At 45.8% G+C, this 18,177-nt stretch carries 14 protein-coding genes and 1 other annotated feature; of the genes, 9 read left to right on the top strand and 5 right to left on the bottom strand.

Annotated elements, in window-relative coordinates; all coding sequences use genetic code 11:
* Window positions 1-9 precede the first annotated feature (9 nt).
* The 3 genes from NST33_RS19655 to NST33_RS19645 all read right to left on the bottom strand — a co-directional run bounded on the left by NST33_RS19655 (window position 10) and on the right by NST33_RS19645 (window position 3,989).
* The gene (locus tag NST33_RS19655; protein WP_221820373.1) at window positions 10-1,257 is read right to left on the bottom strand and encodes a glutamate-5-semialdehyde dehydrogenase; all 1,248 of its coding nucleotides are present in this window, start codon (window positions 1,255-1,257) and stop codon (window positions 10-12) included.
* Window positions 1,258-1,315: 58 nt separating this feature from the next.
* Complete coding sequence (proB, locus tag NST33_RS19650; RefSeq protein ID WP_047843533.1) at window positions 1,316-2,419, bottom strand: glutamate 5-kinase; 1,104 nt, start codon at window positions 2,417-2,419, stop codon at window positions 1,316-1,318.
* An 82-nt stretch (window positions 2,420-2,501) separates the two neighbouring features.
* Window positions 2,502-2,716: a binding site (T-box leader), on the bottom strand.
* Between the two features lie 64 nt (window positions 2,717-2,780).
* A complete protein-coding gene (locus NST33_RS19645; protein WP_339304789.1) occupies window positions 2,781-3,989 on the bottom strand; it encodes a pyridoxal phosphate-dependent aminotransferase in 1,209 nt (402 codons plus the stop codon).
* A gap of 260 nt (window positions 3,990-4,249) precedes the next feature.
* Here NST33_RS19645 and NST33_RS19640 point away from each other — a divergent pair, with 260 nt between their 5' ends.
* From NST33_RS19640 to NST33_RS19625, 4 genes are all read left to right on the top strand, one after another.
* Entirely contained in the window at window positions 4,250-5,245 is a 996-nt protein-coding gene (locus NST33_RS19640) for an ABC transporter substrate-binding protein (RefSeq protein WP_339304787.1), read from the top strand.
* A 202-nt stretch (window positions 5,246-5,447) separates the two neighbouring features.
* The gene (locus NST33_RS19635; RefSeq protein WP_339304785.1) at window positions 5,448-7,070 is read left to right on the top strand and encodes an AraC family transcriptional regulator; all 1,623 of its coding nucleotides are present in this window, start codon (window positions 5,448-5,450) and stop codon (window positions 7,068-7,070) included.
* Window positions 7,071-7,143: 73 nt separating this feature from the next.
* On the top strand, window positions 7,144-7,965 hold the full coding sequence (locus NST33_RS19630; RefSeq protein WP_339304783.1) for a carbon-nitrogen family hydrolase: 822 nt from the start codon (window positions 7,144-7,146) through the stop codon (window positions 7,963-7,965).
* Between the two features lie 90 nt (window positions 7,966-8,055).
* Entirely contained in the window at window positions 8,056-8,241 is a 186-nt protein-coding gene (locus tag NST33_RS19625; RefSeq protein ID WP_339304781.1) for a hypothetical protein, read from the top strand.
* Window positions 8,242-8,475: 234 nt separating this feature from the next.
* Here the strand turns inward: NST33_RS19625 and NST33_RS19620 are convergent, their stop codons facing one another.
* Window positions 8,476-9,396 carry a LysR family transcriptional regulator gene (locus NST33_RS19620; protein ID WP_339308730.1) on the bottom strand — a complete coding sequence of 307 codons (921 nt, stop codon included), beginning with the start codon at window positions 9,394-9,396 and terminating at the stop codon, window positions 8,476-8,478.
* A 368-nt stretch (window positions 9,397-9,764) separates the two neighbouring features.
* On the opposite strand from NST33_RS19620, the gene NST33_RS19615 reads away from it, so the two are divergent.
* The 5 genes from NST33_RS19615 to leuD all read left to right on the top strand — a co-directional run bounded on the left by NST33_RS19615 (window position 9,765) and on the right by leuD (window position 16,468).
* Window positions 9,765-11,663 carry a beta-glucoside-specific PTS transporter subunit IIABC gene (locus NST33_RS19615; RefSeq protein WP_221820385.1) on the top strand — a complete coding sequence of 633 codons (1,899 nt, stop codon included), beginning with the start codon at window positions 9,765-9,767 and terminating at the stop codon, window positions 11,661-11,663.
* Between the two features lie 36 nt (window positions 11,664-11,699).
* Window positions 11,700-12,539 (top strand): PRD domain-containing protein, encoded by an 840-nt coding sequence (locus NST33_RS19610; protein ID WP_221820387.1) that lies wholly within the window; start codon window positions 11,700-11,702, stop codon window positions 12,537-12,539.
* A 45-nt stretch (window positions 12,540-12,584) separates the two neighbouring features.
* The gene (locus tag NST33_RS19605) at window positions 12,585-14,042 is read left to right on the top strand and encodes a glycoside hydrolase family 1 protein (RefSeq protein ID WP_221820389.1); all 1,458 of its coding nucleotides are present in this window, start codon (window positions 12,585-12,587) and stop codon (window positions 14,040-14,042) included.
* A 370-nt stretch (window positions 14,043-14,412) separates the two neighbouring features.
* Entirely contained in the window at window positions 14,413-15,834 is a 1,422-nt protein-coding gene (gene leuC, locus NST33_RS19600) for a 3-isopropylmalate dehydratase large subunit (protein WP_036607575.1), read from the top strand.
* Between the two features lie 31 nt (window positions 15,835-15,865).
* On the top strand, window positions 15,866-16,468 hold the full coding sequence (gene leuD / locus NST33_RS19595; protein WP_036607574.1) for a 3-isopropylmalate dehydratase small subunit: 603 nt from the start codon (window positions 15,866-15,868) through the stop codon (window positions 16,466-16,468).
* A gap of 188 nt (window positions 16,469-16,656) precedes the next feature.
* Here leuD and NST33_RS19590 read toward each other — a convergent pair whose 3' ends face one another.
* Entirely contained in the window at window positions 16,657-18,141 is a 1,485-nt protein-coding gene (locus NST33_RS19590; protein WP_339304778.1) for a serine hydrolase domain-containing protein, read from the bottom strand.
* Between the last annotated feature and the right edge of the window lie 36 nt (window positions 18,142-18,177).

Genomic DNA, 18,177 nt, shown 5'->3' with positions numbered 1-18,177 from the left:
GCTGGGATATTATTGACGAATCTGTCCATTGCCTGTAATCCGATATTTGGTTGATGTCAGTGCTGGTAGTCCCATCGGTCCACGAGCATGCAGTTTCTGAGTACTGATTCCGATTTCGGCTCCATAGCCAAATTCAAATCCGTCGGTGAAACGTGTGGACGCATTGTGATAGACGGCTGCTGCATCCACATCATGCATGAAGCGCTCTGCATGGGCTGTATCCCGGGTTACGATACACTCGGAATGTTTGGTTCCATAATGTGCGATGTGCTGCATCGCTTCGTCAAGGTTCTCGACCACCCGGATATTTAAAATGTAGTCGTTGTACTCGGTCGCATAGTCTTCCTCGGTTGCCTCAAGGGCAGAAGGAACAAGACGGCGCACCGTGTCGCAACCTTTCAAGACCACACTGGCCTCACGGAATTGCTCGGCAAGAGCAGGCAGATGCTCTTCCGCGTATGCGGCATGCAGCAGCAACGTTTCCATGGAGTTACATACGGATGGACGTTGTGCCTTGGCATTGATGGCAATTTCGGATGCCATAACTGGATCGGCTGATTCATCCACATAGGTATGGCAGATGCCAGCCCCGGTTTCGATGACAGGTACCGTTGCGTTGGCAACCACATTACGAATGAGGGAAGCTCCTCCGCGTGGAATGATAACGTCCAGCAGCCCGTTCAACTTGAGCATCTCATCTACGGAAGCACGATCTGCATCTTCAACCAGTTGCAAAGCATCAGCAGGCATGTCTGTCGTTGTGAGTGCCTGATGCAGCACCTCCACAATTTTACGATTGGAAGACAGGGCAGAGGAGCCGCCGCGCAGAAGCACCGCATTACCTGTTTTGAGACATAATCCGGCTGCATCCACGGTTACATTAGGTCGAGCTTCGTAGATGATACCGATCAGACCAATCGGCACTCTAAGTTTTTCAACATGCAATCCGTTAGGACGGGTAAATGTCTCCAATACTTCACCGACTGGATCAGGGAGATCCGCAATCTGACGTAATCCTTCAGCAATGCCAACAATGCGCTCTTTATTGAGGGCGAGTCGATCCAGCATGGATTCCGGCGTACCTTGTTCTCTGCCGCGTGCCAGATCTTCGGCGTTTGCCGTAATAATGGAATCTGTCTCCTTAATCAAAGCATTTGCCATGACACGCAGGGCTGTATTTTTCTGTTCTGTATTCAATCGGTTCAGCTGTGGAACCGCGGCTTGGGCCTTGATGGCTTTTTCTCTGACTTCACTCATCGTAATTCCTCCTCATATATATAAAGTTGAGTATTTCAACCACTATATAGCTTCATAGTTATTTTAACGTAATCCATTCGTCTCTATGAATAACTTCAAGTCTGTGGATGCTAGCGAGTTGTTTCATCACTTCGCCGCTGGGGAGTCCGGCAATGAGTCGAAGCTGGTCATCATCATAATTGACAATACCGCGACCGAGCAAGGTTTCATCCATGCCAATGACCTCTACGACGTCTCCGGCGTGGAACGTTCCCAGTACCCGCTTGACGCCTACAGGTAGAAGACTATGGCCCCCATGGACAAGTGCCTCTTCAGCACCATCATCCACAACGACTGTACCTAGCGGAGTAGACATGAAGCCGAGCCACTGCTTTTTACGGGATAACGAAGCGAGTCGTGTCTCAAAGTAAGTTCCTTTGCCCGTGCCATCAACCGCTTTCTGCATATCTCCGGGTTCTTTCACACTCCCCACAAATACGGGTACGCCTCCACGCGTAGCAACCTTGGCTGCATCGACTTTGGATCGCATGCCACCTGTGCCAACCGATGATCCTGAACCACCGGCAAAAGCGTAGATCTCAGCCGTGATTTCGGGGATACGGTCGTAACGTACGGCAGACGGATCTTTACGCGGATCTGCGGTGTACAGCCCGTTGGTGTCGGTAAGAATGATCAAATGCTGTGCCTTCACCAGGTTCGCAACCAATGCGGACAACAGATCGTTATCACCAAACTTCAATTCATCCACCGATACCGTATCATTCTCATTAAAAATCGGAATCACTCGCTGTTTAAGCAGCTCTTCTACGGTCATACCTGCATTCCCCATACGTTTACGACTGTGAAAGTCAGTACGGGTTAACAGAATTTGCGCCGTAGTAACGCGGTGCGCTGCAAAAGCCTGTTGATATGCCTGCATCAGTAATGCCTGCCCAACGGCCGCTGCAGCTTGTTTCTCATGCAGCAGTTTGGGCCGCTGAGGGTAACCGATCTCCCGGAATCCGGCCGCTACCGCTCCAGAGGTGACCAAGAGTACTTCATGACCCTGATCAGCCAATGCTGCAATTTCTCCGGCAAAAAAAGTGATCGAACTGCGATCCAGACCGCCTTCTTCCGTTGTAAGCGAGCTGCTTCCAATCTTAACTACAATACGTGAAGTCATGGTTTCACTTCCTTAAACATGATTAATAAGTGCTTCTGGAGCAGGCTTTAGCGGGTACAAAAAAAACTCCCGCCCTTTAGTTAAAAAGGACGAAAGTTTGTTACTTCCGCGGTACCACCTTTATTGATGATTAGATCATCCGGCTTCATGCCCTGTAACAGAAGGCACTGTCCTGTACGTAACAGGCCGCTCAGGGGTAGGTTTCAGAGAAGAGTCGCGGTAAATTCTTTCAGCAGGGTGGAATTTACTCTCTGGGCGCGACTGATATTCTCTTACTGGTCCCGTCATCACGTTTCGTTCAATATTTCTTATAACATACCATGGAAACTTAGCATATGCAAAGGGGTTATGGTCCTGTAAATTACTTGAATAAATTCAGCTTGCCAATCCGCTCCACAGCTTCGCGTAATCGGTTTTCATCACTTAGCAGTCCTGCGCGCACATAGCCTTCACCATGTGAGCCAAAACCAATACCTGGGGCTACGGCCACCTTGGCTTCTCGCAGTAACAAGTCTGCAAATGAAGCGGAGGTATAACCTGCAGGTACAGGCAACCAGCTGAAGAATGAACCTGCGGGTTTCGAAGCTTGCCATCCAATGGAGGAAAGAGCATCATAAAACGCATTGCGACGGGATTCGTAACGTGAAACCAACGAAGTAACACATTCCTGAGAGCCAGTAAGTGCTTCTGTTGCCGCAGCTTGAATTCCACCGAAAAGACTGACATAAATATGATCCTGAAGCAGATTGATTTTAGAGACAATCTCTGCATTACCAAGCGCGAATCCAACACGCCATCCAGCCATATTGTATGTTTTGGATAACGTATAGAACTCAATGCCCACTTCTTTGGCACCAGGGGCTTGCAGGAAACTTACGGGACGATGTCCGTCAAATCCAATCGCACCGTAAGCAAAGTCACTGGCAACGACGATTTGATTTTGAATGGCAAATTCAACCGTATCTTCGTAGAACGAAAGTGGAGCTGTTGCTGACGTTGGGTTGTTAGGATAGTTCAGGAACATCAGCTTGGCTTTCTCCCGATCTTCGGCTGTAACAGCTTCGTAATCCGGCAGGAATGCATTGGACTCGAGCAAAGGCATAAATGACATGTTTGCTTTGGCGAGTGCAACACCAGACCAGTAATCCGGGTAGCCCGGATCTGGTACAAGAACGGTGTCGCCGGGGTTAAGCAGTACCTGTGGTAACTGAACCAGGCCTGTTTTGCCCCCGAACAAAATGGCAACTTCAGTCTCGGGATCCAGATCAACGTTGTAATCTTCCTTATAACGTTTGGCGACAGCTTCCTTCAGGAAAGAGTATCCTCTAAAGGGTGAATATTTGTGGTAGAGGGGATTTTCAGCCGACTCTTGCAGTGTTTTCACAATATGAGGTGGTGTAGGTGTATCCGGGTTCCCCTGACCCAGGTTAATCACGTCATGTCCACTTGCGATTTCGCGATTTACATTTTGAACAAGGGTAGCAAAAAATTGCGTTGGCAGCTGTGTCATCACATCAGAAGTCGGTATCGTAAAAGCTGAACGAGCAGATGTATGGTCTGAATGGGTCATTATATTCATCACTCCGGTTATTAATAATGGCAAATAGTTCTCATTAATTTATCACGTCAATCCCGAGCTGTATAGAGGGAAATCCACTTGGTTATGCAGTAAATGGCAGTCAAGAGCGGTGTATTGTACAAAACTGAAAGTGCTCATTTAGTTTTGTCCATTGAGATGGGAGAGACCCTGATTTATGATAATATCCGATAATGATAATCAATATCATTAATTCATTGCACAACGCACATGATATAGGGGGAGAAATAGAAATGAAAAAGGGCATTCGAAATACGGCAGTATTATTTACGGTTACGTGGTTATCCATTTTGCTACTGGCTTGTGGAAATCAGGCTACAACACCTGCTGCTGGCGCAGATGATTCCAAAGCAGCCACAAAAACCACAGAGACCCAAACTGCAACGGAAGAGACGAACGAGGGCGAGACCCGCGTATTCAAAGATTGGACAGGCCATGAGGTTGAGGTTCCTGTAAATCCGAAGCGAGTTATCTATCATGGAGAAGTTACAGGGGATCTGCTTGCGCTTGGTGTTGTTCCTGTCGGCATACTTCGTCAAGAGGGAACCGTATTCGATGATCAGGTTGCTCAGTCAGAAGATGTAGGATTTCCGATCAGTGTGGAAAAGGCGTTAGACCTAAATCCCGATCTGATCATTTTCTCCAACAGTGACGAGGCTCAATATGATCAAATCGCAAAGGTTGCACCTACGGTTACATTTGATTCGTTTGGTTTAATAGAAGATCGCATGCGTATCCTTGGCGATTTGTTGAATAAAAAGCAAGAAGCGGAGGACTGGATTACAGCTCATCAAAAAGCGACGGAAGAGATGTGGACGCAACTTCATGAGAACGGATTAAAAGAAGGGGAGACAGCCTCGGTATTCACCATGTATCCCGGGAATCGTCTGTTTGTCATGGCGGGTGCAGGATTGCCACAGTTGTTATACGGAAAAGACGGGCTGAAGCCAACCGCGGAAATCCAGAAAGTATTGGATGAAGACATGGGATTCGTAGAGATTTCAACTGAAAAATTATCTGAATTTGCCGGTGATCGGATATTTATTCTGGATCCCGTGACCGACGATGCGAAACAATCCACTAAGGAATTGCTGGATAGTACAATCTGGAAGAACCTGCCTGCGGTGAAAGAAGGAAAAGTATATCGTTTTAATATCGTAAAAGCTTCTAGTGATGCCCTTTCCAGGGAGTGGCTGCTGCAAGAGCTGCCGAAACAGATGATCCAATAATTGGTGATGAGCTAGTAAGGCAACAGTAACACCTTTGAGGAATGCAGTTTTATAAAAGTAAAAGGAGCCTTCAACATTTCGTTGAACGCTCTTTTTTGCTGATTAAACTCATATCTGGATTATTAACAATTGCTCGCTTATAATCAGATCATACAGAATGATTGATAATTATTCTCATTTTAGAAAAACGAGGTGAACCGACATGCAGGCTTTGGATGCCGATGGGGGAACGTTGTTCTTTTCAGCATTCATGTTTCGGCTGGATCATCTGGTACGACGAATTGAACCACCTGAACAGGTGATGCTGGAAGTTGCTTGCGAGAAACATTCGTTCCTGATCTGCGAAGAAGGGGATGGGCGTTTATATATTGGACATGAACAGTTTCCGTTTACTACGGGATGTGTTTATCCGCTTTCTCCGGGAGAGGGGTACCAGATTGAACATCGTAATCACTCGGAATTGAAATATATCATGATGGATTTTGATGTTATTCATGTGTTGACGGGTGATCCGGAGCTCTTTACACGCCCTGTATTTGAGCACAGAAACCAATTGAATGGTTATCCCTATGCTCCGTTAAGTGGGCTGCTGGAGCAGATGTATGTCATTCGGAATTATAAAACAGATGCAGAATACAGTCATCTGAATGCACAGTTCCAAAAATGGATGGAGATGATCATTACCCGGTACACGTCTCCAAAGACGGAGCAGAGCATGGAAGCAAGGCTACACAGTACGATTCAGTATGTGGACGATCATTATGCTGAAGAAATCACTGTACAGAAACTGGCACGTCTTGCGGAAATCAGACCTGTACAGTATACGACCCTGTTCAGACAACTCACGGGTCACAAGCCGCTCGATTATGTGAATCATGTGCGTATTAAACATGCCAAGGAATGGCTTCGCAAATCGGATGAACCGCTTCGGGATATAGCAAGCCGCGTGGGCTTTAAGGACGAGTATTATTTCAGCAGGCGTTTTCGCCAAATGACCGGATTGTCTCCTCGTCAATATGACAGATCTATTCAGCAGCAGACGTTGGTACAAGATTGGTTAGGTCATGATGTGAATATTCCAGTAAATCCGGAGCGAATTATGTATTATGGAGATTCCGCCGGAGATCTGCTGATGCTGGGCATTCAGTTGCTGGGAGATCAGACATATGACGCGGTTGCTCCGGTTAATGTGGAAGCCGCTGTTATCATGAAGCCGGACTTGATTATTTTTGATAGCAGCAATGAACAGCAGTATGAACAACTTTCTCGGATTGCACCTACACTTGCTTACAATTCACATGCCATGTTGGACGAGCGAATGCGCTGTTTGGGCAATTGGTTTGGGAGACAACTTCAGGCTGAACAATGGCTAACCTCCTATGGGAAGCGTACTGAGCAGATGTGGGCGAAGATCCATACGGCGATTGAAGCAGGGGAAACGGCATCCGTATTTACATACCATCGGGGTGCACGATTATTTGTTATGGGCAATATCGGTCTGGCGCCTATGTTATATCATCCGATGGGATTCAGGCCAGTTACCAAAGTGAAGGAAGCACTTACGGCTGGCAGAGCCTATAAGGAAATTTCGGCTGAAGCAGTACGTCAGTATGCGGGAGATCATGTATTTGTCATGCTGCCTGAGGAAATCGTAGCCCGGCAGGCTACAGAGATGCTGATGAAAAGTCCCAGTTGGAAGGCTCTTCCGGCTGTGCAGAATGGACGGGTATACCCTGTGGAGGAGTCGATCTGGAATGTGGGTGACGCGCTGACGAGTGATCGATTGCTGACCCTGCTGCCTGAGTTATTATGTGGAAGTTCATAACGAAAACAGGCTTGCAGTCCTCAGTAAGATCAAGCTATGATAGCAGGTATTACGGTTCAGAGGAGTGCTTGTCATGACAGAAAAACAACAGGGAGAAATGCGTGTAGCCCTGATTCAGGGCGATATTCAGCTCGGAGACCCTGAGGCCAATCATAAACATATGCAGTCGTTGCTTGAACGTGCGGTAGAACAATATCCGGATCTGGGGCTGGCTGTGCTACCTGAGATGTGGAATACCGGCTACGCTTTGACGCAAATTCATGAACTCGCTGACCCGGAAGGCCAGAAATCACGGGAGTGGCTGTCTGCGTTTGCTCAAAAACATCAAATTTCCATCGTTGGCGGTTCAATCGCCGAGAAACGGGATGTTCAAATATACAATACAATGTACGCTTATAATCGTGAAGGAAAACAGGTAACACGATACGATAAATTACATTTGTTCCGTCTGATGGATGAGGAGAAATATCTACAGCCTGGTGCGGAACCAGAAATTTTTGAATTGGAGAACGGTCTTACAGCGGGTGCTTCGATCTGTTATGATATCCGATTTCCGGAACTTGCCCGCACACTTGCTTTGAATGGTGCCAAGGCATTGATCGTACCGGCCGAATGGCCGAACCCTCGTCTACACCACTGGCGTACGTTGCTTACGGCACGAGCGATTGAGAACCAGATGTATGTGATCGCCTGTAACCGCGTAGGTAAAGGGGGGGAGACCGAATTTTTCGGACACTCTCTCATCATTGATCCTTGGGGTGAGATTGTAGCTGAAGGTGGCGAAGGGGAAGAGATCGTGACCGGAATAATACGTCCATCTCTGGTGGATGAGGTACGTGGGCGTATTCCCGTATTTGAAGACCGTCGACCTGGCGTTTATTTTGGTGAAAAATAAAAAAGTGGAATAAAATTTTCATCGGAGCGTTTATTCTTCCAGGAGGCGGGTAATGATAACTATCCCGTCACCAAGGAGGATGATCAATCAATGGACAACCATGTGAAAGATACGCTCAGGAGACTGGAACAGGATAGCACAAGGGAAGATCACTTAAGGGCATTCTTAGAGAATGGAGCAGGAGGGCTATCACCCCCTGATTCAACTGTTCAGGACGAAGGCCGTGTCATGAATCAGCAAAACAGGCTGACAAGCGATCGTAATTTACGTAAATAAACCGCCAAACATGAATTTTTCTTATGTACGTTTCTACGTTAACATTATAAATTAGCATTGAAGCTAAACGATTTAACAAGCAACATTGTACTGTAACCAGATACTGTGATTGCAATGTAAGAACTCTATCCTGCGGATGCGGGAAACGAGTATATGACAAAGGCTTGGCCCATTTGGGTCAAGCCTTTGTTTTGGTTCAGTACCATATGTCTACATATCCATAGGTGCAATTCATTAGTCTCCTTGAGACAGTTCGGCCACGGTCTGTTGAAACGTATGGATGAATGCCTCGGCTGCCTTCGACAGCACTCTGCCTTGACGATAAGCCACAACAAGTGTTCTGCTGGGTGTTGGCTCAGCAAGTGGCACATACACAGGCACGAACTCACTACGCGGCGCACGGGCAATAAAGCGTGGAACCAGGGTAATGCCCATACCAGTGGCGACCAGCGACTGAACAGTTTCAATATTGGTGCTCTCAAACACAACTTGGGGATCAAAACCAGCCTGCTCACAGAGATCAAATGTAAGTTTGCGGAACCCTTGACCTTTTTTCAATACAACAAAGGGTTCATCCCGAAGTTCTTCAATTCGCACAGGAATCGGATACTCCGGATCTGCCCTGCGTGCCAAAGGGTGATTCGGGGGAACTGCCAGATCAATCTTTTCCTCTCCAATGGCAACGTAGGCGAGACTTGGCTCTTGTAAAGGAAGAGATAACAGACTGAGATCTGCTTTGCCGCTTGCTGTCAATTTCTCAAGCGTAAGACCGGAGTCCTCCAATAAGGTGACCTCAATCTCGGGATAAGCTTGTTGGAACGCTGGAAGCACATGTGGGAGCAAGTGTGAGCCCGTGATCGGCATGCTGCCTACAACGACTTTACCTTTGCGAAGCTGGGAGATGTCTGACATTTCCTGACGCAATAGCTCCATGGCATCTACGATCTTTTGGGCTTGCTCGACAAACGTAACACCCGCATGGGTTAACTCCACGGTACTTGTATTACGCTGAAATAGCAGGACTCCCAATTCTTTTTCCAATTTGGATAATTGCTGGCTTAATGAAGGCTGGGCAATATGCAGCTTCTCTGCTGCCCGGGAGAAATTGCGTTCGGCCGCAATTTGAAGCGTATATTGAAGTTGTCTGAATTCCATCGTCATTGGTCAGTCCTTTCGTTATGCCACCATTATATCATTACAGGTGAAGAAATCATTAATTTCGCTTAACCGCTTGCACTCCATCAGAAGAGTTGATATACTGATTTTGAAAACGCTTAATAAGAATCACTTACCCGGGTAAAACAAAATCAACGTTTTCATGCGTGCCAGTTTCAAATGTTAGTACGGAACCATTTCAAATGTTCATATTCTTTTTCGTTTATATAATTGAATAACATTCATCCAACGATGGCGTGTTACTGTTCGGCAGGCAAGACCTAGATTGGGTGGGAAGAGTTTCTCTTTTCCTACCCTTTTTAGGTCTTTTTTTGTTCCCATCAAGAAAAAAATGGCGGAGGTGCACCATGAATCACAAACAATTAGCCCAATCGATTATGGAACTGGTCGGTGGCAATGATAATATCAACACGTTAATTCATTGCTCTACCAGGCTCAGACTTACCCTGAAGAATCCGGATATGGCGAAGACCCAAGAAATTAAGAGCCTTGATGGTGTTATTGGCGCAGTGAATAGCGGCGGGCAATATCAGGTTATTATCGGTAATGACGTCGCGTACGTCTACAATGAACTTGCCAAGATGATGGATACTCGGCAATCAAACGAAACTCAGGAGAAACAAAAAGCGGATTATAGCCCCAAAGGACTGTTTAATACTTTTGCCAGTGTCATTGCAGGCATTTTCCAACCTATTATCCCAGCCATTGCTGCCTCGGGTATGCTTAAGGCACTGTTGTTACTGGCGACCGTGACCGGCCTGATGTCCAAAGAGAGCCAGACATATACCGTTTTGAGTGTCATGTCTGATGCTGCCTTTTACTTTCTTCCGATTCTACTGGCTTATTCCAGTGCAAATAGATTTAAAACCAACCCCTTTGTTGCCGTTCTGTTTGGTGGAATCATGTTACACCCGAATATGATTGGTCTGCTTGGTGGTGAAGATCCGGTGTCCTTTATTGGCATACCTGTTGCATCCGTTCAATATGCGACATCCGTAGTACCCATTATTTTAACGGTCTGGTTCATGTCTTACATTGAAAAGTTCGCGGACAAGATCTCACCAGGGCCGGTCAAAATTTTCCTTAAACCTTTGATTGTTATTCTCATTGTTGCTCCAGTTGCCCTGATTGTACTTGGACCTCTGGGGATGTATCTCGGAACGGGAATGTCCAACCTGATCTACTGGATTCAGGATAAGATTGGATGGTTGACCGTTGTCATTATGGCTATACTGATGCCTCTGATTGTCATGTTCGGTATGCATAAAGTATTTTATCCCATTATTTTCGCAGCCTTGGCTTCACCTGGATATGAAACACTGGTGCTGGTTGCGATGCTGGCATCCAATATGGCGCAGGGAGCAGGCGCACTGGCGGTGTCATTCAAAACCAAAGACATCAAGCTGAAACAAGTCGCTTTGTCTGCAGGAATTTCAGGTGTATTCGGTATCACGGAACCTGCTCTGTACGGTGTACATTTAAGGCTCAAGAAAACGCTGTTTGCCTGCATGATCGGCGCCGGAGTCGCTGGGTTGTTCGCAGGTATTGTGAATCTCAAGGCATATGCTGCCGTGGGTCCGGGGATTGCATCTATGCCTATGTTTATCAGTGAAGATCATATGAATATTATCTATGCGATCATTACCATGCTGATCTCTGCCATTGTCGCGTTTGTCGCCGTATATGTCATTGGATTTCAGGATGTTGTTCCAACAGCAGTGTCGATGGAAGGCAGTCCTACAAACCAAGCGAGAGGTGAATCTGAAATCCAGCCATCTACAGGGATCAAATCGAAAAAGATCGTTTTTGCTCCTTTGGAAGGTAAAGTTCTGCCATTAAGTGAGGTGAAGGACGAGGCATTCTCGCAAGAAGCCATGGGACAAGGTATGGCGATTCAGCCAAGTGTTGGCAAGGTGTTTGCACCGTTTGACGGTACCGTTGAGACGGTGTTCCGCACTAAACATTCCATCGGTCTGAGATCGGTAGAAGGGGTTGAACTTCTGATTCATGTCGGATTGGATACGGTGAAACTGAAAGGCCAGCATTTTGATGTAAAAGTGAACGAAGGAGAACAGATCTCTCATGGTCAGCTCCTGATCGAGTTTGATCTTGAAGCTATACAAGCCGCAGGTTATGACACGACGACCCCTGTAATTGTGACCAATTCCTCCGATTATCTGGAGGTACTGGGCAATGAATCTGCAGCGATGACGGGACCGGGAAAACCATTAATTACGGTGTTATAAACCGCTGAAATATGAATGAAAGGCAGGCAGCCTGATATGGAAGTCATAAAAATACTGAATTCGAGCATTGTTCTTGCCAGACGTGGTGAGGATGATAAGGAAATTATTGTGATGGGAAAGGGCATCGGCTACAGGAGCAAACCGGGAGATGTCGTGGGCGAGGATGAGATCGAGAAGATCTATGTCCTTGAAAATGAAACGATCTCTTCGGATCTCACCGCTCTGATGAAGGAAACGCCAAAAGAATATCTGATTCTGGCTGATGAAATCATCTCTCACGCCAAACATACATTGTCCCGCCATCTGAGTGATCATCTCTATGTCGCATTAACAGATCACCTGTATATGGCCATGAAGCGATTCAAGGACAATATGACGATCCAGAACCGAATGTTGTGGGAAGTGAAAAAGTTCTATCCGCAGGAGTTCAGTATCGGGTTGCATGGTCTGTCTCTCATTCAAAAACAGCTTGGACTCTCCCTGCCTGAGGAGGAAGCGGCGAATATTGCCTTTCATCTCGTTAATGCGCAGCAGAATGATGACAATATGAATCAGGTCATGATGATGACCAATACAGTTAAGGATGTACTCAATATTATCAAAATTCACTATCAAGTGGAGCTGGATACACATAGCATCAACTATTCACGCTTTTTGACCCATTTGCAGTTTTTTATTCAACGGCTTTTTGAGCATAAAACATTAAACACGCAGGATCATGAGCTCTTTGAGCAGATCGCGAATAAATACCCGCAGGAAGAAGCCTGCGTACTACTAATCAAGGATTATATTGAAGCCCGGTTTGAACATACGATCTCCAATGAAGAGATGATGTATTTGATTATTCATATCAATCGGGTCATGAGTCGCAATTGAGCAAGAATGAAAGAGTCACAGAGATAATCCAAGGAGGAATACACAATGACCAATACAACAAGAACATTTCCAGAAGATTTTCTATGGGGAGGAGCGATTGCTGCCAATCAGGCAGAAGGAGCGTGGAATGTGGATGGCAAAGGTCTGTCTACAGCCGACATTGCTATCTATCGAAAAGGTGTAGCCAAGAGTGAGTATAAAAAACATAATGCGATCAATGAAGAGCAGATCAAAACTGCGATGGAGTCTACCTCGGATAGAGAATACCCGAAACGCAGAGGCATTGATTTCTACCACCGTTACGAGGAGGATCTTGCCCTGTTTGGGGAGATGGGACTCAAAACGTTGCGACTATCCATAGCATGGACCCGAATTTTCCCTAATGGCAATGAAACTGAGCCGAATGAAGCCGGTTTGCAGTTCTATGACCGCGTTATTGATGGCATGCTGGAACAAGGGATTGAACCATTGATTACGTTGTCGCATTATGAGATGCCGATGTATCTGGTGAATCACTACGGTGGATGGACGGATCGGAAAGTCGTCGAGTATTTTGTTCACTTTTGCAAAACCGTGTTCAGCCGTTATAAGGACAAAGTGAAGTATTGGATTACATTTAATGAAATTGACAGCATTGTTCGTCATCCGTTTACGAGTGGTGGTATTGTTCCGGAGCGTTTCGAAAATGTGGAGCAGGCTGTATATCAGGGGTTACACCATCAATTTGTAGCGAGTGCGCTCGCAGTGAAATACTGTCATGAGATCATTCCCGGTTCCCAGATCGGATGTATGCTTACCAAACTGACAACATACGCTCATACATGTAATCCCGAAGACGTACTCGTTGCTTCCCGGGATAATCAATTCAATCTTATGTTTACGGATGTACAGGTACGTGGAGCGTATCCGTACTTTACAAAGAGATTTTTTGCCGAAAAAGGAATTAACCTGGATATGCTTGAGGGGGATGAAGAGATTCTGAAAGTGCACACTGTGGACTTTATCTCATTCAGTTATTATATGTCCCTGGTATCAAGTGTGGATGGCGACCGATTGGAGCAGGTGAGTGGCAATACAACTGGAGGGGTGAAGAACCCGTATCTGCAAACGAATGATTGGGGCTGGCAGATTGACCCGGTAGGTCTGCGCATCTCACTGAATGAACTGTATAGCCGTTATGAGGTGCCCTTGTTTATCGTTGAAAATGGGATTGGAGCGGTAGACACGATTGAAGCTGATGGCAGCATTCAGGATGATTATCGTATTGATTATTTCCGATCTCACATTGAACAGATGCATGAGGCGATTCTGGACGGTGTTGAACTGCTGGGCTATACCAGTTGGGGAGTGATTGATCTGATTAGTTATTCTTCTTCAGAGATGGAGAAACGATATGGTTTTATTTATGTAGATCAGGATAATGATGGCAATGGAACACTGGAGAGAAAACGCAAGAAGAGTTTCTATTGGTACAAAGATGTGATTGCGAATAACGGTTTGTAATACAGTAGTCGGACAAGTACTCTATAGAAGGCGTTGATATGATAATTTTCATTTTATAACAGAAACTAACAAAGCAGCTCTGGATTCAGGGCTGTTTTGTTATGATCTAGATAAAAAGCATTGACAGCGAAGCAGCGGAAACGTAGTATAAGACTTATCTGATAATGATAATTGTTATCAATTGAAACCTCTGCGATGAGCATTGGTTTATTTGTCTTTCTTACATTATAGGTTAAACCTATTACATCTATAGATATTATATCTTGGAACAATGAAGGACGGGGTGATATATTTATGTCATTCAAGAGCTTCACTTTTTAAAGAAAACAGAGGCTCTTCCAAGGACCGAACTTATAATGAGGTGAAAATGATGAGTAAAAAAACGATGTTTGAGAAAATTTGGGAAAATCACGTAATTCATCAAGAAGAAGGCAAACCAAGCATTCTGTATATCGATCTGCATCTGGTGCACGAAGTAACTTCTCCACAGGCATTTGAAGGTCTTCGTCTCAGCGGACGTAAAGTTCGTCGCCCTGAACTGACATTTGCAACAATGGACCACAACGTTCCAACGAAAGACCGTTTCAACATTACAGATCCTATCTCCAAACAACAGATTGATACACTTTCGCAAAACTGCCGTGATTTCGGCGTGAAATTGTATGATCTGGACACGATTGATCAAGGCGTTGTACACGTTATGGGACCTGAACTGGGTCTGACTCACCCGGGTAAAACGATTGTATGTGGTGACAGTCATACGTCCACACACGGTGCGTTTGGCGCACTGGCATTCGGAATCGGAACAAGTGAAGTTGAGCACGTTATGGCAACGCAATGTTTGCAACAAGCAAAAGCCAAAACGATGGAAGTTCGTTTTGTCGGCAAACGTAACCCGGGTGTAACGGCAAAAGACATGATCCTCGCAGTCATCGCCAAATACGGTACAGACTTTGCAACAGGTTATGTTATTGAGTACACAGGCGAATCCATCCGTGAGTTGAGCATGGAAGAGCGTATGACGGTCTGCAACATGTCCATCGAAGGTGGAGCAAGAGCAGGATTGATCGCGCCGGATGAAACAACATTTGAATATCTGCGTGGACGTGAATACGTACCAGCGGATGCGAAGTTTGATGAAGCGGTAGAGGGTTGGAAACAACTTGTAACAGATGAAGGTGCCGAGTTCGACCATGTGGTTGAAATCGATGTGGAGACATTGATTCCGCAAGTAACTTGGGGAACAAGCCCAGGTATGGGAACCGACATTTCTTCGAAAGTTCCTGTTCCGGCTGAATTGCCTACAGAAAACGAACGCAAAGCGGCTGAAAAAGCGCTTGAATATATGGGACTTGAACCGGGAACACCAATCGCCGAGATTCCAATTGACTATGTATTTATCGGTTCTTGCACCAATGGACGGATCGAAGATCTGCGTGCAGCAGCACAAGTGGCTAAAGGTCACACGGTATCCAGCCAAGTTACAGCAATTGTTGTACCAGGCTCAGGACGTGTTAAGATTCAGGCTGAACAAGAAGGTTTGGATAAAATCTTTACGGAAGCCGGATTTGAATGGCGTGATGCGGGATGCAGTATGTGTCTGGCGATGAACCCGGATGTGTTGAAGCCAGGACAACGTTGTGCTTCGACTTCCAACCGTAACTTTGAAGGACGCCAAGGACGTGGAGGACGTACGCACCTGGTATCTCCGGCAATGGCAGCAGCAGCAGCGGTTAAGGGTCACTTTGTGGACGTACGGGATTGGAATTTCAAAACAGAAGCAGCGATCTAATCTATAACAGACAGAAGGGAGAACGTTTAATATGGAAGAATTCAAAACATTACAAGGCATCGTTGCACCGGTAGACCGGGTCAATGTAGATACAGACGCAATCATTCCAAAACAGTTCCTGAAACGGATTGAACGTACCGGATTTGGACAATTTTTGTTCTATGAATGGCGTTTCGATGAAGAGGGCAACAATAATGCTTCCTTCGAAATGAACAAACCTCGTTATGAAGGGGCATCCATCCTGATCTCACGTGCCAACTTTGGCTGTGGATCTTCCCGTGAGCATGCGCCATGGGCGATTTTGGACTATGGATTCCGTTGTGTCATCGCTCCATCTTATGCAGACATCTTCTATAATAACTGCTTTAAGAACGGAATCTTGCCAATCAAGCTGTCAGAAGAGCAAGTTGAAGACTTGTTCCAACGTACAGCGACACATGAAGGCTATGAGATGAATGTAAATCTGGAAAACAAAACGATTACTGATGCATACGGACTGCATATCGATTTTGATCTGGATGAGCATCGTCGTCAATTCTTGTTGCAAGGATTGGACGATATCGGTCTGACTCTTCAACATGATGATGAAATCGCTGCTTACGAACAACGCCACGCGGCAAAACTGTTCGGTTAATCGTTAAAGTATCGCATAGCAGAAAGCTTCTGCCTCGCCAAAGGGACCTTGTTCCCATCGGTGAGACAGAAGCTTTTTGTAAATTTTAGAAGCTAATTTAGCTTAATAAGTTAGCTATACATAGAACTCTTAATCCTTCTTGGCCGAACACTTCAACAGGTACAATAACAGCCGACGAAATAGAGAATCTAAAAATCCATTACTGGAGGTAACTCCAAAGGGTCGTTTTTTGTATTCTGAAAATAGACATAGATATAACAAGCCAAATGTACGAAATTCACAAATGACCATACGATAAGCCATATGATTGGAGTTGATAGGGTAGTCCAGATGCCAAACCAAGGCAGCACACGTCCTCCGCCGATGAATGTAACCAATGGGAACAGAAACAAGAGAATTAAAATCGGGATTAGTCTACCAACCGTGATCAGAATCAATTTGCTAATCGTTAGGCGGGGGTTGTTCCGAAGTATGCGAAAATAGGCGTAGATGCCCCATGCAAGCGTAGCGATGATCAGCGCAATCATGATCGTTTCCATATTCCGACCGTTTAAAAAAGAGGTTTGGGGTTCCTGCCCCCTCATAATATCCGCTATCCCATCAATAAATGCCGAGTAATTCACATAAGCGTTTATACCAGAATTAAACATTACGGCAATGCCCATTTGCTCGTTCAAATAAACCAGTTCTTCTGACTTGTAAGTCCAGAAAATGCCGCTGTGGGAGATCGTTTGGCCGCTAGATGCATCTTGGTTTGCAAGCCAGCCCATGCCGTACGGACCGATCGCTCCTGAGGCATGATATTGTTTCATCAGCACAGGGGAAACGAGGCGGCCATTATATTGGGAAAGCATCCATAGGGACATGTCCTCTGCGGTTGAAACGATGCCGGCGGGGCCCTCAATGAACCAAAGCGGTTCGGATTGACTTATAGCGCGTCCCAAACTCAGGTAATGTCCTAGCGGGATAGTATTATTCTCATAGAATTGCTGCGTCGTGCTGACACTGAAGGTATGATTCATTCCTAGCGGTTCAAAAATATGTTTTTTCAGATAATCCGAAAAGCGCTCTCCGCTAACACTTTCCACGAGGTTCGCCAGCAGCACGTAATTGGGATTATGATAGCTGTAGGCTGTTCCGGGGATATGAGCAAGTTGAACCGTGTTTAATAATTGGTTCGCTTCAGCCAGCGATTGGAATTGCGGAGTCTTTGTCATATCGGGATTTATCTTGTCATTGAGACCACTCGTCTGATTCAGTAAATGACGAACCGTGATATCAAGAACGCGGGGGTCCTGTGGAGAAAGCTCTGGAAAATAGGAAGCGTAAGTAGCATCCAAGTTGATCCGACTCTTGTCCACTAGCTGCAGAACAGCCAATGCAGTAAAGGACTTGCTTAGTGAAGCAATGGGAAAAGGGGTGTTGCCCGTAACCTTCTTGCCGTCCGCGAATGTCCCGTAGCCTTTTGCGTAAAAGACCTCATCGTTATTGGCAATTGCTAGTGAAGCAGCCTTAATGTGATTGGCCTTCATGCTCCGATTCATATATTCGTCAATCTCCTGCAGAACTTCTGTCCTGTCTCTGGCTTCATTGGCGGATAAGGGGGACGCCCACGCGGTACATAACAACAAGCAGCTAATGGTGATATACATTCTTTTTTTCAGTTTTAGCATGTTAACACTCCTTGAATTCAAGATAAGGAGATGTTA

Source organism: Paenibacillus sp. FSL L8-0435, from assembly GCF_037965655.1.
Lineage (GTDB): Bacteria > Bacillota > Bacilli > Paenibacillales > Paenibacillaceae > Paenibacillus.
This window is presented reverse-complemented; position numbering and strand designations above follow the sequence as displayed.